17 protein-coding genes are annotated in these 17,719 nt (G+C 38.6%); 13 read left to right on the top strand and 4 right to left on the bottom strand.

Going from position 1 to position 17,719, the window contains the following annotated elements; translation table 11 throughout:
* Positions 1-78 precede the first annotated feature (78 nt).
* Positions 79-1,533, top strand: a complete 1,455-nt coding sequence (gene thiI / locus AC1EU2_RS02750) for a tRNA uracil 4-sulfurtransferase ThiI (RefSeq protein WP_480296466.1) — start codon at positions 79-81, stop codon at positions 1,531-1,533.
* Positions 1,534-1,574: 41 nt separating this feature from the next.
* Here the strand turns inward: thiI and AC1EU2_RS02745 are convergent, their stop codons facing one another.
* The gene (locus AC1EU2_RS02745) at positions 1,575-2,174 is read right to left on the bottom strand and encodes a hypothetical protein (RefSeq protein WP_480296465.1); all 600 of its coding nucleotides are present in this window, start codon (positions 2,172-2,174) and stop codon (positions 1,575-1,577) included.
* 146 nt (positions 2,175-2,320) lie between these two features.
* The gene (locus AC1EU2_RS02740; protein WP_480296464.1) at positions 2,321-2,563 is read right to left on the bottom strand and encodes a hypothetical protein; all 243 of its coding nucleotides are present in this window, start codon (positions 2,561-2,563) and stop codon (positions 2,321-2,323) included.
* A 231-nt stretch (positions 2,564-2,794) separates the two neighbouring features.
* On the opposite strand from AC1EU2_RS02740, the gene AC1EU2_RS02735 reads away from it, so the two are divergent.
* From AC1EU2_RS02735 to AC1EU2_RS02700, 8 genes are all read left to right on the top strand, one after another.
* Entirely contained in the window at positions 2,795-3,706 is a 912-nt protein-coding gene (locus tag AC1EU2_RS02735; protein ID WP_480296463.1) for a transcriptional regulator GcvA, read from the top strand.
* Positions 3,707-3,711: 5 nt separating this feature from the next.
* The gene (locus AC1EU2_RS02730; protein WP_480296462.1) at positions 3,712-4,344 is read left to right on the top strand and encodes an alpha/beta fold hydrolase; all 633 of its coding nucleotides are present in this window, start codon (positions 3,712-3,714) and stop codon (positions 4,342-4,344) included.
* Complete coding sequence (locus tag AC1EU2_RS02725; RefSeq protein WP_480296461.1) at positions 4,337-4,723, top strand: DUF423 domain-containing protein; 387 nt, start codon at positions 4,337-4,339, stop codon at positions 4,721-4,723. The genes AC1EU2_RS02730 and AC1EU2_RS02725 overlap by 8 nt, the downstream gene beginning before the upstream one ends.
* Before the next feature lie 157 nt (positions 4,724-4,880).
* Complete coding sequence (rlmM, locus tag AC1EU2_RS02720; RefSeq protein WP_480296460.1) at positions 4,881-5,972, top strand: 23S rRNA (cytidine(2498)-2'-O)-methyltransferase RlmM; 1,092 nt, start codon at positions 4,881-4,883, stop codon at positions 5,970-5,972.
* Between the two features lie 142 nt (positions 5,973-6,114).
* Positions 6,115-7,419, top strand: coding sequence for an oligosaccharide flippase family protein (locus AC1EU2_RS02715; RefSeq protein WP_480296459.1), 1,305 nt, complete (start codon positions 6,115-6,117; stop codon positions 7,417-7,419).
* 164 nt (positions 7,420-7,583) lie between these two features.
* Positions 7,584-9,716 carry a TonB-dependent receptor plug domain-containing protein gene (locus AC1EU2_RS02710; RefSeq protein WP_480296458.1) on the top strand — a complete coding sequence of 711 codons (2,133 nt, stop codon included), beginning with the start codon at positions 7,584-7,586 and terminating at the stop codon, positions 9,714-9,716.
* Positions 9,716-10,198 carry a thioredoxin fold domain-containing protein gene (locus tag AC1EU2_RS02705; protein ID WP_480296457.1) on the top strand — a complete coding sequence of 161 codons (483 nt, stop codon included), beginning with the start codon at positions 9,716-9,718 and terminating at the stop codon, positions 10,196-10,198. The genes AC1EU2_RS02710 and AC1EU2_RS02705 overlap by 1 nt, the downstream gene beginning before the upstream one ends.
* A 79-nt stretch (positions 10,199-10,277) precedes the next feature.
* A complete protein-coding gene (locus AC1EU2_RS02700) occupies positions 10,278-11,528 on the top strand; it encodes an MFS transporter (protein WP_480296456.1) in 1,251 nt (416 codons plus the stop codon).
* A 26-nt stretch (positions 11,529-11,554) separates the two neighbouring features.
* On the opposite strand, the gene AC1EU2_RS02695 is transcribed toward AC1EU2_RS02700, so the two are convergent.
* A complete protein-coding gene (locus AC1EU2_RS02695) occupies positions 11,555-12,562 on the bottom strand; it encodes an isocitrate dehydrogenase (RefSeq protein WP_480296455.1) in 1,008 nt (335 codons plus the stop codon).
* A 293-nt stretch (positions 12,563-12,855) separates the two neighbouring features.
* Here AC1EU2_RS02695 and AC1EU2_RS02690 point away from each other — a divergent pair, with 293 nt between their 5' ends.
* The 4 genes from AC1EU2_RS02690 to AC1EU2_RS02675 all read left to right on the top strand — a co-directional run bounded on the left by AC1EU2_RS02690 (position 12,856) and on the right by AC1EU2_RS02675 (position 17,029).
* Positions 12,856-13,320 (top strand): hypothetical protein, encoded by a 465-nt coding sequence (locus tag AC1EU2_RS02690; protein ID WP_480296454.1) that lies wholly within the window; start codon positions 12,856-12,858, stop codon positions 13,318-13,320.
* 123 nt (positions 13,321-13,443) lie between these two features.
* Positions 13,444-13,656 carry a hypothetical protein gene (locus AC1EU2_RS02685; protein WP_480296453.1) on the top strand — a complete coding sequence of 71 codons (213 nt, stop codon included), beginning with the start codon at positions 13,444-13,446 and terminating at the stop codon, positions 13,654-13,656.
* The gene (locus tag AC1EU2_RS02680) at positions 13,635-14,144 is read left to right on the top strand and encodes a hypothetical protein (RefSeq protein WP_480296452.1); all 510 of its coding nucleotides are present in this window, start codon (positions 13,635-13,637) and stop codon (positions 14,142-14,144) included. Before AC1EU2_RS02685 ends, AC1EU2_RS02680 begins: the two co-directional genes overlap by 22 nt.
* A 98-nt stretch (positions 14,145-14,242) precedes the next feature.
* Positions 14,243-17,029 (top strand): S9 family peptidase, encoded by a 2,787-nt coding sequence (locus AC1EU2_RS02675; RefSeq protein ID WP_480296451.1) that lies wholly within the window; start codon positions 14,243-14,245, stop codon positions 17,027-17,029.
* Positions 17,030-17,093: 64 nt separating this feature from the next.
* Here the strand turns inward: AC1EU2_RS02675 and AC1EU2_RS02670 are convergent, their stop codons facing one another.
* The gene (locus AC1EU2_RS02670; RefSeq protein ID WP_480296450.1) at positions 17,094-17,696 is read right to left on the bottom strand and encodes a hypothetical protein; all 603 of its coding nucleotides are present in this window, start codon (positions 17,694-17,696) and stop codon (positions 17,094-17,096) included.
* Positions 17,697-17,719: the final 23 nt, after the last annotated feature.

Raw genomic sequence — 17,719 nt, 5'->3', positions numbered from 1 at the left:
TCAGATTATGCAATCTAGTGTCGACACTGTATAATTTGCGCCACTTTTTTGTTCAATCTTTGTTACTGCGGAAACCCAATGAAGTTTATTGTTAAGTTATACCCTGAAATTATGATGAAAAGCCGCTCGGTAAGGGTTCGCTTTACCAAAATGCTTGAATCAAATATGCGTAATGTTCTAAAGCGTGTGGATGATGGGGTAGCGGTTCAACGTCAGTGGGATAAAATTTTAGTAAATGTACCTAATGGTTCAGACGAATTAGTTGCTGCGGTAAGTGAACGCCTAGGGTGTATTCCTGGGATTGCTCATTCATTGCAAGTTCAAGAGTTCAGCTTTGAAACAATGGATGATATCTATCAGCATGCATTACCCTTGTATAAAGACAAACTCGTCGGCAAAACCTTTTGTGTTCGTGTGAAGCGAAACGGCAAGCATGATTTTAAGTCTAACGACGTAGAGCGTTATGTTGGTGGCGGGTTAAATCAACATACTGAAGCTTTAGGTGTAAAACTTAAAAATCCTGATATGACGATTAACCTTGAGATCAGCCAAGATAAACTTTATATGGTCGTTGATCGTGTTGACGGTTTAGGTGGCTTCCCGATTGCTACTCAAGAAGACGTACTTTCGCTTATTTCTGGTGGTTTCGACTCTGGTGTATCCAGCTTCCAGTTTATTAAAAAAGGTGCAAGAACGCACTATTGCTTCTTTAACTTAGGTGGCGCTCAGCATGAGATTGGCGTTAAGCAGGTAGCGTATCACTTATGGAAGAAGTACGGCGAGTCGCACAAAGTTAAGTTCATTACCATTCCATTTGAAGATGTTGTTACTGAAATCCTAGAGCGTATAGATAACGGTCAAATGGGTGTTATTTTAAAGCGTATGATGATGAAAGTTGCAACACGAGTTGCAGATCGTCTTAAAATTCAAGCGCTTGTAACAGGTGAAAGTTTAGGCCAAGTTTCTAGCCAGACGTTGACCAACTTAAATGTGATTGACCGCAGTACTGATTTACTCATTTTGCGTCCACTTATTACTATGGATAAGCAAGACATTATTGATGAATCTCGTGTCATTGGTACAGAAGATTTTGCCAAATCAATTCCAGAATATTGCGGTGTTATTTCACAAAAGCCAACAGTGAAAGCGGTATTGTCTAAAATTTTATCAGAAGAAGAGAAGTTCACTGAAGAGCTTGTTGCTAAAACTGCTGAGAAAGCGATCATCATGAACGTTCGTGATATCGCAGCAGAGATGGATGCTCAAGTAACAGAGACTGAAACAGTTCAAGATTTATCTTCTGAAGAAGTAGTGATTGATATTCGTTCAGCTGAAGAAGAAGAAGCTGCGCCACTAGAGCTTGACGGTGTTGAAGTTCTTCATATTCCTTTCTTTAAACTCGGCACTCAATTTACTGACTTAGATCAAAGCCGTTCTTACTTACTGTATTGTGATCGTGGTGTCATGAGTAAGCTACAAGCGCTTTATTTGATGGAACAGGGCCATACGAACGTTAAGGTTTATCGCCCATAGCCTGTTTGGTGCTAGCTGAGTGAAAACACTCAGCTAGCAGCCTAAAATGGTAGTCTCACATAACCATTCCTAAATACTATATCGTCAAAACTATCATCAAAACCACTATCATCATTCTGAGTAGGAGTGCTACCTTTAAAGCTAAAGTAAAGGTGTGTTGCTGAATTGACTGAATAATGAGAAATTGAACTACTCTCCGATGTTTCATCATCAGTACAGCTTATCATTTGTTTTGAATCGCCTTGAGTATTCCAGAGGCCATCAATGACAGATTGGGAAGGTGATAGGGAGAACTCTTCAAAAACAAGATCTATATTGGTCTCAGTTTCTTTTATTCCTAACCAGTAATAGCCGTCTTTGATTAGTCGTGGTGTTCTGCTTATTTGATCTATGTGGATATTTCTAAAAGCCTTCACTATATTTACACAACTTCCTGTTCTTGTAAGTTGATTCCAAAATATTTTTAGCGAAGAACAGGGGCTGTCTAATCGAACTGCACCGACAATCTTATGGTCAATAATAGTAATAGCAAAATCTTTATCATGCACAGACATTATGCCGTGGGTTTTCCCATCAACCTCAATTTTACTGAGTGTTTTTATAAAAGCACTGGATAAAATGGTTTCGCAGGAATAAGCCATTGGACAGACCTTTGCTCTGATATTTAGCTATTATTGTAACGGTTTTATGTTCTTAGAGGAAAGTGCGTTGGAATGGGTGTGATTATAGAAGCATAAAGCCGCATAAAATGCGGCCTTATAAAGAAAATAAGATATTAAGTTTGAAATTAATCTTCAGCCGTTTGATCTTTTTCAGCTGGCTTGTCTTCTTTTTTAGCAACAAGAAATGTTTGATGATCTTCGTTAAATAGATTAATCATCAATTCTTCCATAGACTGTGATAGGCTTATTTGAATTTCTTGGTTAATTTCTTTTTTATCAAATTCTAATTCTGTTGTTGGTTCAGCAAAAGCTACAGCAGAAAATGAACCAAAAAATGTAATGCCTAAAGCTGAAAGTAGTTTGCTCATGATGTTTGCCTTTAAAAAATGTCGCTGCTATCTCAGACTTAGCCAAACTATTGATTAGTTAATGCTTTAGGCCTATCTGAATCCCTATTTGATGGTGCGTAATTTAATCGACCAGTGTACAGATAACAAACGATTAAAAGTAACTATACGGATTAGAAAAACTAATGTTAAAATGTGGTCAGAATAGATTGTGATTATTAGTGAATATAAAAAGAATAAGAGTGAAATTTTATGCCTAGACGATTGCCGCCATTAAACGCTGTAAAGGCCTTTGAAGCTGCTGCTCGCCATTTAAGCTTTACTAGAGCAGCTGAAGAATTATTCGTTACTCAGGCTGCTGTTAGCCATCAAATTAAGGCCCTCGAAGATTATTTAGGCTTAAAATTATTTAGGCGAAAAAATAGAGCTTTGTTATTAACAGAGGAAGGTCAGAGTTACTTTCTCGATATCAAAGATATTTTCAGTCAAATTGCAGAATCAACAGAACGACTATTAGCAAGAAGTGCCATTGGTTCACTCACTGTAAGTATGCCACCGAGTTTTGCTATCCAATGGTTGGTGCCACGTCTTTCAAAGTTCAGTGAACAGAACCCTGAGATTGATGTACGTATTAAAGCTGTCGATCAAGATGTCGATCATTTAACTGATGATGTGGATGTGGCGATTTACTATGGTGAAGGTAATTGGCCACACTTACGGGTAGATAAATTACGCAACGAAGTGCTTATCCCTGTTTGTTCCCCTACGTTGTTTAATGGTCCCAAATCTTTAGAAAAGCCGGAAGACCTTAAAAACTTTACCTTATTACATGATATGTCGAGAACAGATTGGCAGATGTGGTTTAAACAATGTGGTGTCTCTGGTATAAATGTCAATCAAGGCCCCATCTTTAGTCACTCATCTCTTGTATTACAAGCTGCTGCACACGGACAAGGCGTTGCACTCGGTTATAGTGTGTTAGCTACGCCAGATATCAAAGCCGGTCGGTTAGTTGTTCCATTTCAAGATGTCTTGGTAAGTCCTAACGCTTATTATCTCGTATGTCCTGAAAGCCAAGCAGATTTAGGGAAAGTTTCTGCATTTAGAGATTGGATGCAAGAAATGTTTGCTGAAGAGTCGAAAAACGAATTACTGGCAGGATAAATAATATGATTGCGTATGAAGTTGATGGCGATGTAAATGATACTTTGGTTATATTTGCTCATGGAGCGGGTGCAGGGATGGATTCTGATTTCATGCAGCAAGTCTCTGCGAAGTTAGCTGCAAAAAAAGTTCAGGTTGTCCGTTTTAACTTTAATTATATGCAGATCAACAAGGATGAAGGGAAAAGACGTCCCCCAGAAAGAATGCCTAAGCTGATAGCCCACTTTGAAGAGCTGATTGCCGAAGTTGTCGCAAAATATCAACCTAAGCATCTATATTTAATGGGTAAGTCGATGGGAGGGAGAGTTGCTACTATTCTCTGTGAGCAATCGAGTTTCGATATTAAAGGGGTGATTTGTCTTGGTTACCCTTTTATTTCAATAAAAGGTGGGAATCCACGGCTTGAGCCTCTAGAAAAGTGTCAAGTACCTGTCCATATTATTCAGGGTGACAGAGATCGTTTTGGAAGCCAGCAGCAAATACGAGACTGGATTTTACCAAGTTACGTTACTTTTAGCTGGGTGCCTGATGGTGACCACAGCTTTGAACCTAGGAAGCGCTCTGGGCATAATTTGGAGCAAAATTTGGATTTGTCGATTGATCAAATAATGGCGTTCATTGGAGGAAAAAATGCGTAAAGGACTTTTTTTAATCGCATGTTTCTTTGGTTTTTTAGCTACGGCCTTTGGTGCTTTTGGTGCACATGGGCTAAAAAGCGTTGCAACTAAAGAAATGATTGAGATTTTCAACTTGGGTGTTGAGTACCAGTTTTATCATACCTTTGCCATTATGGGCGCTGCTATTGCTGGTCAATGGCTTCCTTCCAAACGTTTAGATTACTCAGCATATGCCTTTATTATTGGTATCATTTTCTTTTCTGGTTCTTTATACGCTTATGCACTTACTGGAACTAAGCTCGTCGCCATTATCACACCAATTGGTGGGATGTGCTTCTTGATTGGTTGGTTATTACTTGCAGCAACCGTTTGGCAAAACAGAATGGAAACAAAAGTTTAGATTAACTGTAATACTGAAGGTCTTCTTTCTTCCATTTAATCGATACTCATACAAAGAGATCTAGGATAAACAAAAGAGTTAATTGAGAGCGTCCTCTAGTGCGAGAGTATGTAAAACCGCTATACTGTCGCCAATTTTATATTTCTAATTCATTCTCATGAAAAATCTATTCTTATTTTGCCGTGCGGGTTATGAAAAAGACTGTGCAGCAGAAATTCAGTTTCGAGCTCAAGAAGTTGGTGTTGCAGGCTTTGTTAAGGCTAACAATAATGATGCCTATGTGGTTTATCAAACATTCGAAGACAACGGGGCAGATGTTTTATTAAAGAAAATAAGGCTCAACGACCTTGTCTTTGCGAGACAAATGTTTGCTGCTAGCGAACTCCTCTCTGATTTACCTGAGAGTGATAGGGCGTCACCAATTGTGGAAGCTCTATCAGAGGTGGAAAAAGCAGGTGAGATTCGAGTCGAAACGCCAGACACCAATGAAGCAAAAGAATTGTCTACATTTTGCCGTAAATTTACAGTACCTCTCCGTCAGGCTCTAAAGAAATCAGGTAGCTTACTTAACAAAGAAAACCCAAGAAGGCCTATCATTCATGTGTGTTTTATTGGCTCTGGTAAAGCTTATGCAGGGTATTCGTTAAGCAACAACACTTCACCATATTTTATGGGGATACCAAGGCTAAAATATCCTTCTGATGCGCCAAGTCGTTCAACGCTAAAATTGGATGAAGCTTTTAAGCATTTCTTAACCCCAGAAGAACAGGAAGAGCGCTTACGAAGCGGTATGAACTCTGTAGATTTAGGCGCTTGCCCTGGTGGTTGGACTTATCAGTTAGTTAAACGAGGCATGTTTGTTGCGGCTGTAGATAACGGTTCGATGAATGAAAAGCTTATGGATACAGGACAAATTAAGCACTATCGTGAAGATGGGTTTAAATTTGAACCTTACCGTAAAAATATTTATTGGCTCGTGTGTGATATGGTTGAAAAGCCTGCACGTGTCGCTGAATTAATGGAACATTGGGCCATCCAAGGTTGGTTTAAAGAAGCCATATTTAACCTTAAATTACCAATGAAAAGCCGATTTAAAGACGTTAAGCAAATTTTGGCGACCATGGATGAAGTACTTCGTGAGAATGGTATTGAAGACTTTAAAATTCAGTGTAAGCATCTTTATCACGATCGTGATGAAGTGACTGTCCATTTATGGTTGAACCCTAACAACCCATGGAACTTTAGTTAAACGGGAATGCACTGATCAAGATTTTAATAAGCGCTAGTAATTTGTTAGCGCTTTTTTCTATAGCTTTTGTTCTAACACTGCACTTTTCATCATCTATACTTTTTAAATCATTTAAATAAGAATTTTAAAGTGACGAGTTGGGATGAGCACTAATTCTGAAAATTTAAACAAAGGTGCCTTAATCGCTACATCTACCTATATCGGTGGGTTTATTGTTGGTTACTTGTTTAATATCTTACTTGCACGAATCTTAGCTCCTGATGCTTATGGTAACTATAAAGTTGCTGAAGCTTTTGTAGGTCTTGGCTCTATCATTGCATTGATGGGGGGCTCAAAGGCAGCTGCAAAATTACTTTCTGAAGATATCATAGGGGGTAATTCCAGAAAGGTTTGGACCTATGTTTGGTTTTATCTGAAAGTTGTTATTGTCGCATCGGTTGCAATTTTTTTCCTATCTATATTGGGCCATTACTTACATATTTCGATTTTTGAAGGGAGCAGCTATCATCCTATTTTACTTGCCTCATTAACCATTCCTTTTTCAGCTGCTTCGGCATTAATTGGTTGTTTATTTCTCATATCAAAACGATTAGTTTGGTCTTTTGCGCCTTGGCGAATCGGTTTTCCGCTACTAAGAATGATCTTGTGTGGTGCAGTTTTCATCATTGCGGGAAGCCTGAGCGATATGACGGCTGTATTTTTGATGAGTTTGGCAGCGCTTATTATCTTTGCGTTTCAGTTTAGGCAAGCGTTAAAAAAAGACTTAATTTCTCTTTCTGGTGATAGTATCGCAGATGATCAGAAAGTTTGGCTTAAAACGTCAATCCCATTGATGTTTATCATCATCATTCAAATATTGATGAGTCAGGTTGATATTTACATGCTCGAATGGATGAGCGGAGAAACGTCTGTAGGCCATTTTGCCGCTGCTCAAACTACCGCTAATCTCATTATGACGATTAAAAACTCAGTTTATGCCTTTATCGCCCCTGTTGTTGTGATAGCGTTAAAAAGTAATGAAGCAGCTATGCAAACATTGAGTCGTAAATACTTCAAATTACTTATATCGACGGCTTTACCGCTATCGTTGATTATTGTTTTTAATGCAGAGAGTATTTTGGTTTGGTTCGGGCATGACACTGAATTAACAAAATACGCATTAAAATTCTTAACGCTGGGCAATATGGTTGATGCAATTTTTGGGTTATCTGTGATTTGGTTACAATATTCTGATGATCAAAAGCTTGTGATTAAGATTTTAGTGGTCTCGCTCATTGCTAATATCATCTTAAATATCGTACTTATCCCTATTCTTGATGTTGAAGGTGCTGCACTAGCTACGGGGTCGGTAAGAGCCATCTCTACGCTAATCATTACTGGTGTTGTATTAAAAAAATACAGACTGTTACCTTGGGGGGAAAAAGAGCAGCAGGTGCTGGAAGAATAAGCATAAGAAACGGTTATGATAACCTCATCACAAAGTTAATTATTTATTGCTGCTTATTCAAACAATAAAGATTAATTAAACACCTGAGTTGATTTTGATCAATCTCAATCTTAATGATAATGGATTACATTAGCACTCGTTTATTTTTCTAAGCTGAGTTGTCTATGAAATCATTATCGCCTCTATACCTTGCCATGATGGCAACACCTCTATTTTTAAGTTCACCAATAGCAAGTGCTGCTGAAGATTCAGCTGATAAAGATGTAGAAGCTATTCAAGTTCAAGGTGTACGTCGTACACTTGATCAAGCTGGTCGCTTAAAAGATGTCATTCAGCACACTGAAGTGCTAGATGCGTTAATGATTGAAAATAAAAATGCATTAAACCTAACAGCTGCAATCAATAATGAGCCTGGTGTTAATGTTTCAAATGAGTGTTCGATGTGCGGTGTTAAACGCATTATGCTCAATGGTATGAAAGGTGAACATACCACGATTTTAGTCGATGACTTACCAACTCACACCTTGATTTCAGGATTCTACGCTGTGGATGCTATTGCGACTACAGGGGTTGAACGTATCGAGGTTGCACGTGGCGCGGGTGCATCTTTAATTGCTCCTGAGGCGATTGGTGGAACGGTTAATATCATTACTAAGCAAGCCTATGAAGATAGTGTCGCAGTAGATTTTGCTAAAGGCTCACATGATTTTACTGCTTTTAAAGGTATGGCCACAGGGGTTTCAGATGATGGTTTAACCGGTATTACGTTAATTGGTCAGTACGACAAGCAAGATCAGGAAGATCATGATGGCAACGGTGTGAGTGAAGCGCCGTTTATTGAAAATCAGTCTTTAACAGCGTTAGTGAGCCATGATTTATCGGATGTAAGCAATATCCAAGTAAGACTTTCTAAAGTTCAGTCTGAAATTTTTGGTGGTCCTGTGATTGGTGACAATATCGGATCGATAGGTGAAGCGCTTTCAAGTTTTGATGGAAAAGCATCAGAACACTTATTTCAAGATGATGATGTCACTAAAAAATACATTGGAAAAGCTTGGGAAACCACAGAATGGATTGAAACCTCTCGTGACGAAGCGTATATCAAGTATCTTATTGAATTGAATAATTCAACGGTAGCGGAGTTTGCTGTAAGTCATGCCAGGCACGTTCAAGACTCTTTCTATGAGGGGATTGACTATCAAGCCGAAGATAAAATGTGGTATGCAAGAGCTAAGTTTGATACCGAACTGAGTGATGTTCACTTTATTACTTATGGTGTCGATATTCGTACAGAAGAAATGCGCTCTGCAACCGATGCTTTAGAAAGCTTAGAAGCGTACCAGAGTGATGCGTTTGATTACGATACTAAAGGTATCTTTGTACAAGATACTTGGACACCTAATGATGATTTAGAAATCGCATTTGCTGTACGTATCGACAAGGTTGTCGCAGATTTTGTTGACCCTGAAAAAATAGGGACGGAAATTGATGAAACCTTTATCGCTCCTCGTTTAGACATGCGTTATATGCACAGTGATGAATTAACGTCACGTTTCTCTACTGGGAGAGGGTATCGTGCCCCCTTGTCGTTTTTTGAAACGGATCACGGCATCCTTGATGCTGAAATGGGTTACCAAATAGATATTGATTCACTGGAAGAGTCGTTATCGGCCAGTTACTCGTTGAGTTATGATTCTGATGACATAGCGATTACTGGTTCAGTGGCTTATTCAAAAGTTGATAATCTTGCTAGTCTTGAAGAAACAGAAGGCGGTGTTCCACTTCTTACTCAATTGGATGATAGTGCAGCGGTTACTACAGTTGATATTACAGCAGGTTATACAATCAACGATAATTGGACTGTAAACGTCAGCGCAGAAAAATTTGTTTATGATGATGCGTTTAAGTCCTCTTATGCCATCGCACCAGTTGAAGAAAGAGCAAGTTTTGAAATTCAGTATCAGAACGATAATTTGAAAGTGTTTTGGTCTACGGTATGGTTTGGTAGCAAAGACTTAAGCGAATACGGTTATGAAGGTTATGATCGTTTAGGTGACCTAACATCACGTAAGGCAATGACGGGATCGGCATTTTCGATGTCTGATATTAAAGTGCAATATCAGCTGTCGGAGTCGACCAAAATTTACGCCGGCATGTCAAATATCTTTGAAGAGACACAAATTGATCGAGGCGATTCTCCTTTATTTTATGATGCGAATGGTGGCTATGACGTAGCTTATATTTATGGCTCGTTACATGGTCGTGAAATGTACGCTGGCGTAGAAGTTAAGCTTTAATGCGGATGACTTTCAAGCTAAAGCTGGTACTTGCATTAGCGAGTGCCAGCTTGTTTTCAAGCCAAGCTGTTGGGCAAGCGCTATCTTTAAAAAGCTTAAGGATAAATGAATCAGGAGTGATAAATCCTACGGGTAAGCCGAGTGTGGTTATGCTGTTTCAGCCAGATTGCAGCTGGTGTAAAAAGCAAGAGAAAACATTATCTGTGATACATACTTCTTGTTCTTCATTATTCACTTTTACTTTAGTAGGCACACAAGGAAGTCATAATCAGCTGAAACGTGAATTAAATCATTATCACCAAAATATTCCGGCGTATAAATCAACTACACAATTTTTAAGGCAAGTAGGTGGGTTTCAAGCTTCACCGACTACATTATTTTTTGACTCATCGGGCGCTCTGTTAGGAAAGAAAAGAGGCTATCTTGAGTTGGCGAAAATGAAGCAAGTAATCAATTCCTTAACCTACAATAAATGTGAATAAGTTAAATTACAGTATTATTTTGTTGGGGATGGAGATAACTGCTATACATTGATAATGCGTAAATTATTTTATCAGTGTTATGAAGCAATCCAGTGAATATAGCTTATTGAGCTACCCTGTCTTTATTGCCATGTTCGGCTACTTTGTTGATGTATATGATATTGTAATTTTTAGTGTCGTACGCATTCAAAGTCTGCAACAAATGGGGCTTAGCGCTGCAGAAATATCCACGACGAGCACGTTAATTATTAACATGCAATTGGCTGGTTTAATCATTGGAGGCATCATTTACGGCACACTTGGAGATAAAATCGGCCGTAAAAAAATTCTATTAATTTCAATTCTCATATATTCAACTGCTTCGTTAGCCAACGCTTTTGTTGGGAATGTCGAACAATATGCATTATGCCGTTTTATTGCAGGTATAGGTTTAGCTGGAGAGCTTGGTGCAGGAATGACGCTCGTTTCTGAATCCGTCAAGAAGTCACACCGGAGTTATGCTACTGCACTGGTTAGTGGCTTTGGGTTATTAGGAGGGTGCACGGCTTTTCTTCTTGTTGATTATACGACCTGGCGAGAAGCTTTTATTGTGGGTGGTGTTGCAGGCTTCTGCCTTTTATTCGCACGTAAAAAGTTACTCGATTCTGAAGTCTACACGAGTGCTTCACAACAGATACCTATTTCACAACGTGGTAATTTGCTTACCTTTTTTACACACCGGTCAATGATGAAACGTTTTGTTTGCTGTCTTGGTATCTCAATGCCGATTCAGCTTTTCTTCGGTATGTTTATGTTTTTTTCTAATGAGGTAACCAAAGCGCTTGGAGTGACAGGTACTGTATCAGTCGGGAAGTGTGTATTTTGGTATTTTTTCGCACACTGTGTTGGCGACATATTAAGTGGGCCGGTAAGCCAACTATTGTTTTCAAGAAAGAAAGCGGTAGCGATTTACATGTGCGGGTTATTCATTCTGGCAGGCTTAGCGTTGATGGGCTTTTTTGATACTGCCACAAAGTACTATTGGTTAGCTGCGATCAGTGGTTTTGCTGCTGGGTACTGGGCGTTATGTTGGTTAACAACGGCTGAGACATTTGGTACAGAATATCGAGCGACGGCAACCGTTTCTGCACCTAATTTTGTAAGGGGTGTTTTGATTCTTTACTTCACCGGCTATCAACTCTTAAAGCCGGTGATTGGCATTTTACCGACAGTCACAATGTTGATGACGATATGTTTGGTTTTAGCTGTTATTTCTTGGTGTTATCTCAAAGAGACATTTGGCAGGGATATGAGCTTTTATGAGCAAGATACAAAAAAGCCCAGCATGTAAACTGGGCTTAATTATTTCAGATTGACTTACAGCCTTTCTAAAACAGCATCAGTGAAATCAGTTGTACCATGAGTACCACCTAAGTCACGGGTTGTACGGTCGCCTGATTCAATAACATCAGCAACAGCACTACGGATCTTATCAGCTTTATCTGCCATGCCTAAATGCTCAAGCATTTGGATAGAAGCTAAGATAACAGAAGTCGGGTTTGCTAAGTTTTTGCCTGCAATATCAGGTGCACTACCATGCACAGCTTCAAAGATTGCAGCATCTTTACCGATGTTAGCACCAGGGGCCATACCTAAACCGCCAACAAGGCCAGCGCATAAATCAGAAAGGATATCACCGAATAAGTTCGTTGTAACAATTACATCGAAATTCTCAGGATTCATCACCAATTTCATGCACGTTGCATCAACGATCATTTCTTCAGTTTCGATATCAGGGTAACGCTCGCCAACTTCTTTAGCTACTTTCAAAAATAGACCTGAAGTTGATTTCATTATGTTTGCTTTATGAACGATAGTTACTTTTTTACGGTTTTCGTTTCGAGCAAGTTCATAGGCGAAAACTGCGATTTTTTCTGCGCCTTCACGAGTGATGATACTTGTTGCTTCAGCTGTGCAACCATCTTCAGAAACTTTTTGTCCAAGGCCTGAGTACATGCCTTCAGTGTTTTCACGTACTGTGATGATATCAATATCTTCATAACGAGCTTGAGTACCTTTCAGAGAAAGTACTGGACGCACGTTTGCATAAAGTGAAAATTTCTTACGAAGCGTTACGTTAATAGAAGTAAAGCCACCACCGACTGGAGTCGTCAAAGGACCCTTAAGTGTGATTTTGTTTTTTTCTATTAAATCAAGTGTTTGTTGTGGCAATAGTTCATCGTGCTTTTCAAGTGCAACTAAACCAGCATCAGCAAACTCATATTCAAAGTCGCAGCCAACTTTGTCTAAAATTTTCAGCGCTGAATCAATAATGCTAGGGCCAATTCCATCACCTGGAATTACGGTAATCGTACGTTTTGACATTTAAAATCCTTGGACAACGTTGTCGTTACTACTTTTATGCTCAATATCGACCCCGTATTTTTTTATCTGTATCTCTACTGAGCTTGTACCTGAGGTATGACCACGTATTGTAAACAAATTTCACATTTTTATATAGAGGATAGTGAGCAAGATCGAATAATTAATGATTTTTTTGAGCTTTGTTTGCGCTTTATCAAAGGCTATAAAGGTAAACAAAGCTTAATGAAATTCACTTGTTTATTTAGTAAATATTCTTGAAACTGAATTTGTATAAGAAAATTAAAGGTTTACTTATGCCATTATTTATACCTCCGCAATCAATTGTAGGTACATTAAAATGGGACTCTCCAGGCAGTAGAACCCCTAAAGTGTTAGAGATGGGTAACTCTATAAAACTTCAAGTGAAGGACGCTTTAGAGAGAGCTAAAAGAGCAGGTGATACTCATACTACTTTAGAGTTCTCATTTTCGTGTAAGACTAATACTACAACAAAAAATAAGGTATATAAGATTACCTTTGAAAATCAAGCTAATGGCTCGATTCGAGTTAGACGAGCAGGATTTAAAGCTTTTATCGCTCGAATGTTTTGCTTTGGTGGGAAGTTATCCCATCAAATGTCAGAGCAATTACGTAGCTATTGTTACCCAGCATCTAATAGAAGGATTGTTGAACATCAATGCAATAGTTCAGACGGCTCCGCTTGTGGTGGTGAACAGTCGAAGAAGTTCGAAATAAATGATGTATCAAGAGAAAACTAGTTAAAAGGAAGCGTTGTTGAACGCCAAGCTCATTTGCATAAATTGCTTTCAGTCCCCCCTAGAGCAAAGATTACTCCTAGAGATTATTTTGAACGAAAAACAATCCCATTGCTTCCGGAAGATATGCAAGTACAACCCTTTCACTTTGAATTTTTATTATCAGAAAAAGAAGATGATGGTAAAACTTCATTATGCGATAGATTCTTGTATCTAGGTTTATTATTAGGACTTCCGACTTCAGACATCATTGCGAGAAGTAAAGCTGGCAGGTTTAAATCTGATGATAATAATGGAGTTATGCTTGATATTCTTACTTGTGCGATAGAAAAAAATTAAATTGTGCTGATTTTTTTTACATTTTAGAGCTAAGTGGAAAGCCAAGTATTCATGTACAACAAGCTATTAATAAGCTTGGCATCAACTTTAAATTATCACCTCCAGACACATCCAAAGGGAACCTTCCAATATTCAGAAGAAACACGCCGTCAATTGAGCTAAGTAAGTTGGTCTCCGTAGAAATAAAAGATGAAAGAAATCGTCGAGAGCGTATTAATGTACTCGAAATATTGAAGCCTTGGGCAAAATCAATTGCGATTGCATGGGGGATTTCAGATCGAAAAGCGCAGTACTTAAAGGAAGAATCTGGAAATAATGATTATCTATGCTTAGCACTTATACTCAATGAAATTGAAAATCACACGAATGACTTTTCCTGGGAAAAGTTAAGAGCAGTTATACAGAGCCATGACTTTTTAAAAGGCAACAGAAAGTTGCTTAAAGCTCTTGATGCTATATGCCAGGAAGTCGCAAATCCTTTGGATTAAATTAACTTACAAAATATCGCTAACTTCATCATTACTTCTATATAGCCGAATATGTATAATCACCTGACTCCACATGGAAAATTATAAGAGAGGATAAGGTGAAGCTCACTAGTCTTGCCGCTGCGATATTGATTTCAGCGTCTATTACTGCAGTACCCTCAACTCAAGCTGCGAAACCGATATCATTAACTGATATCATGCATTTTGAATCACTCAAAAAGCCAGTTATAGCTGATAACGGTTCAACTCTAGCAGTAGAAGCTGCACCAGATCGTGGTGATAGCAGAGTTATTGTTAAGCTCTTAAATAGCGATAAGACGTTTGATGTTAAAGATACGTCTAAACCTAAAGTAAGTGCCGACGGCCGCTTTGTGGCAATGGTTAAAAGTGTGCCATTGTTAAACTCTGAAAAGGCGAGCAAGAAAGACAAGAAAAAATTAAAAGCTGGTCTTATTTTACTTGATACTCAAACGGGTGAAGAAACAACGTTCGAAAAGGTAAAATCGTTTACTTTTAACGAAATGGGTAGCCACCTTGTTATTCAATTTGATAATTCATCCAAGAAGGATAAGAAAGCTGACAAGAACGAAAATAAGAAATCTAAATCAGACGTAAAAGTTGATAAGTTTGATAAAGGTTTCCCTGTACGTTTGATAACTCTTTCTAGTAATGCAGAAAAGAATTTTAAGCAGGTAACTAACTTCCATTTTAGCCAAAATGGTAAACGATTTGTGGTTGCTGAAAATGATATAAAATCGGCCTCACACCAACTTACTTTTGTCGATTTAGCTACAGACCAATCTAGCAAAATCTTTTCATCAGATGCGATGCAAATTGGCGAAACAGCCGTTGCTAATAACGGTGAATGGTTAGCTTATACGACAGGTATTGCAGAAGATGCGCCTTATGGTCGTGAGTATCACTTAAACCTATTCAATTTAAAAACAAAACAAGCGGATAGAGTTTCTAATTCTAGCAAGTGGAAATTAAACCGATATTCTAAGCTGAACTTCTCAAAAAACAGTGAGCAACTTTTATTTGGGCGTGTGCCAGAAGTTAGCCAGCAACTTTCTGTGCCTAAAGTAAAGGATACTAAAGATCTATACAGTCAAAGTGTCATCACTGGGCAGCGAGATCTAAGAGTTTGGAATGGTGAAGACCCGCTGATTAAGCCAAACGAAGTTAAACAATACAAAAAAGAACTAAAACGAACTTATTTAGCGAGTTTGAATGTGTCAGCTATGAAGGTAACTCAAATCGCTGACTTTACAGTACCAGACGTAGAGGTTACTAACTCTTCTAATATTGCTCTTGGTCAATCTAATCTGCCATACCGAAAAATGATTACATGGGCGGGTTTTTACCGAGATGTTTATCTTGTTGATAAAAATACCGGTGAAAAGAGTCGAGTCCTGACTCAGTATCCAACGTATTGGAAACCAAGTCTTTCGCCAAATGGCGAATACATGGCTTACTATCGTCAAGGTCAAATTTACCTATATGATGTTGCAAGTAAAACTCGTAAGAACGTGTCAGAAAAGCTTGGCGTAGGCTTTGCAAATGAAGATCACGACTATCCGTCTGCGGCACCTGGTTATGGCTTTGGTCCTTGGGTTAAGGGCGAAAATTCCGTTTTAGTTTACGATAAGTATGACGTTTGGAAGCTTAATGCTGAAACGGGAAAAATGACGAACCTTACGAAAGGTCAAGGTCGTAAACATGGCGTGCAGTATCGAGTTACTGGATTACCCAAAAAAGACCAACCAGTACAATTAGTGGCAAATCAGCCAGTACTTTTGAAAGGATATAACGAACGTACAAAATCGGATGATTTTTATCGTTTGAACCTTGCTGGTGGTGTCAAGCAGCTGACTTCTGAACCCGTGAAGATTAAAGTCCTTGCAAGAGCAAAAGACAGCGATAGATTGATTTACTCAAAAGAGCGCTATGATTTATTCCCAGATCTTTATACCTCTAACTATTTAGAACCACAGCAAGCGACTCAACAGACGTTTTTAAATAAACAGACGAAAGCGTTTGATTGGGGGCAAGCAGAGTTAGTTCATTGGACAAATGGTGACGGAAAACCGCTTGATGGTGTATTGATTAAGCCTGCTAACTATAAACAAGGGCAGCGTTTACCTGTTTTAGTATATTACTATCGTTTTATGAGTCAGCGTTTGCATGCTTTTCCACAAATGAAAATTAACCATCGACCTAATTTTGAATGGTATGTAGAGAATGGCTATGCGGTCTTTTTACCTGATATCCGTTTTGAAGTTGGATACCCAGGGCCATCATCAGTACAAGCGCTTGTTTCAGGTGTGCAACACCTGATCAATCTGGGTATTGCAGATCCTAAGGCCATTGGTATTCAAGGCCATTCTTGGAGTGGTTATCAGACTGCTTATGCTGTCACACAGACTAATATTTTTAAAGCTGCAGTCGCTGGTGCGCCAGTATCAAATATGACCAGTGCTTATAGTGGTATTCGTCATGGTAGTGGATTAGCACGCCAGTTCCAATACGAAACAGGTCAGAGCCGTATTGGTGAAAGCTTATTTGATGCACCACAAAAGTACATTGAAAACTCTCCAGTATTTTATGCTGAACGTATCCATACGCCAATGATGATTATGTTTGGTGATAAAGATGATGCGGTACCGTGGGAGCAAGGTATTGAGCTTTATTTAGCGATGCGCCGTGCAGGTAAAGATGTTGTGTTTTTGCAATATCAAGATGAGCCTCATCATTTGAAGAAGTATTCAAATAAATTGGACTACACCATCAAGATGAAGCAGTACTTTGATCATTATTTAAAAGGAGCGCCTGCACCTCAATGGTTGACCAAAGGTGAAGCGTACTATGAATATAAGAAAGATTAGTTTGTAAGTAATCGATAAGGCTCAGAGTGTTCTGAGCCTTATTTTTATTTATTGGTTCAGTATTTTATTTTTCGTTGAAGTTATTTGCTTTATTAGCAAAGGCTCTAAAAGCCGCTCCTATGTAAATTGAATCCGGAAGCGCTTTAGAAATTGCAAAATTCATTTTATAATAACCTGACTTTAACGGGTAAGTCGTAAAATGACCATGCTCGATAGGACTGTGATTAACTATTTCACATGTTTGTCCAGTAGCTGCAACTTCTCCTACACACTGATTAGAGATATGTAGTTTCACAGAACCTTTATCGGGATAACCATTAGCATCTGAATTATCACCAGTAAATTGACCATACATAATATTTCCATCATCGAGTAGAACTTGAGTCGAAGCTATTGACATAGATTCTATTTTTGTAGAAATACCTTCTGGAACATGAATGATCAAATACACATTTTTTGCGTCCTTGGGTATATTTGGTAGTGATATCGGGTTTAGAGACTCTTCATTGGATTGAAACTCAATATTTTTAGGAATTTCAACTTTGTAGGGAGAATCTGATGTGCCGCTACCTGTAGCTTTAATAATTGGTACTGCTTGTGCGCCTACAGATAAAAAAGCAAGGCTAGCTATGCACAATGAAGATGCTATTGGTTTTACAAGTTTCATATAGGCTATTCCTATTCTTTAAG

This window comes from Parashewanella sp. 2304DJ23-3 (assembly GCF_056591695.1).
Note: the sequence above shows the minus strand (reverse complement) of the source record. Positions and strands in the feature narration are given on the sequence as shown.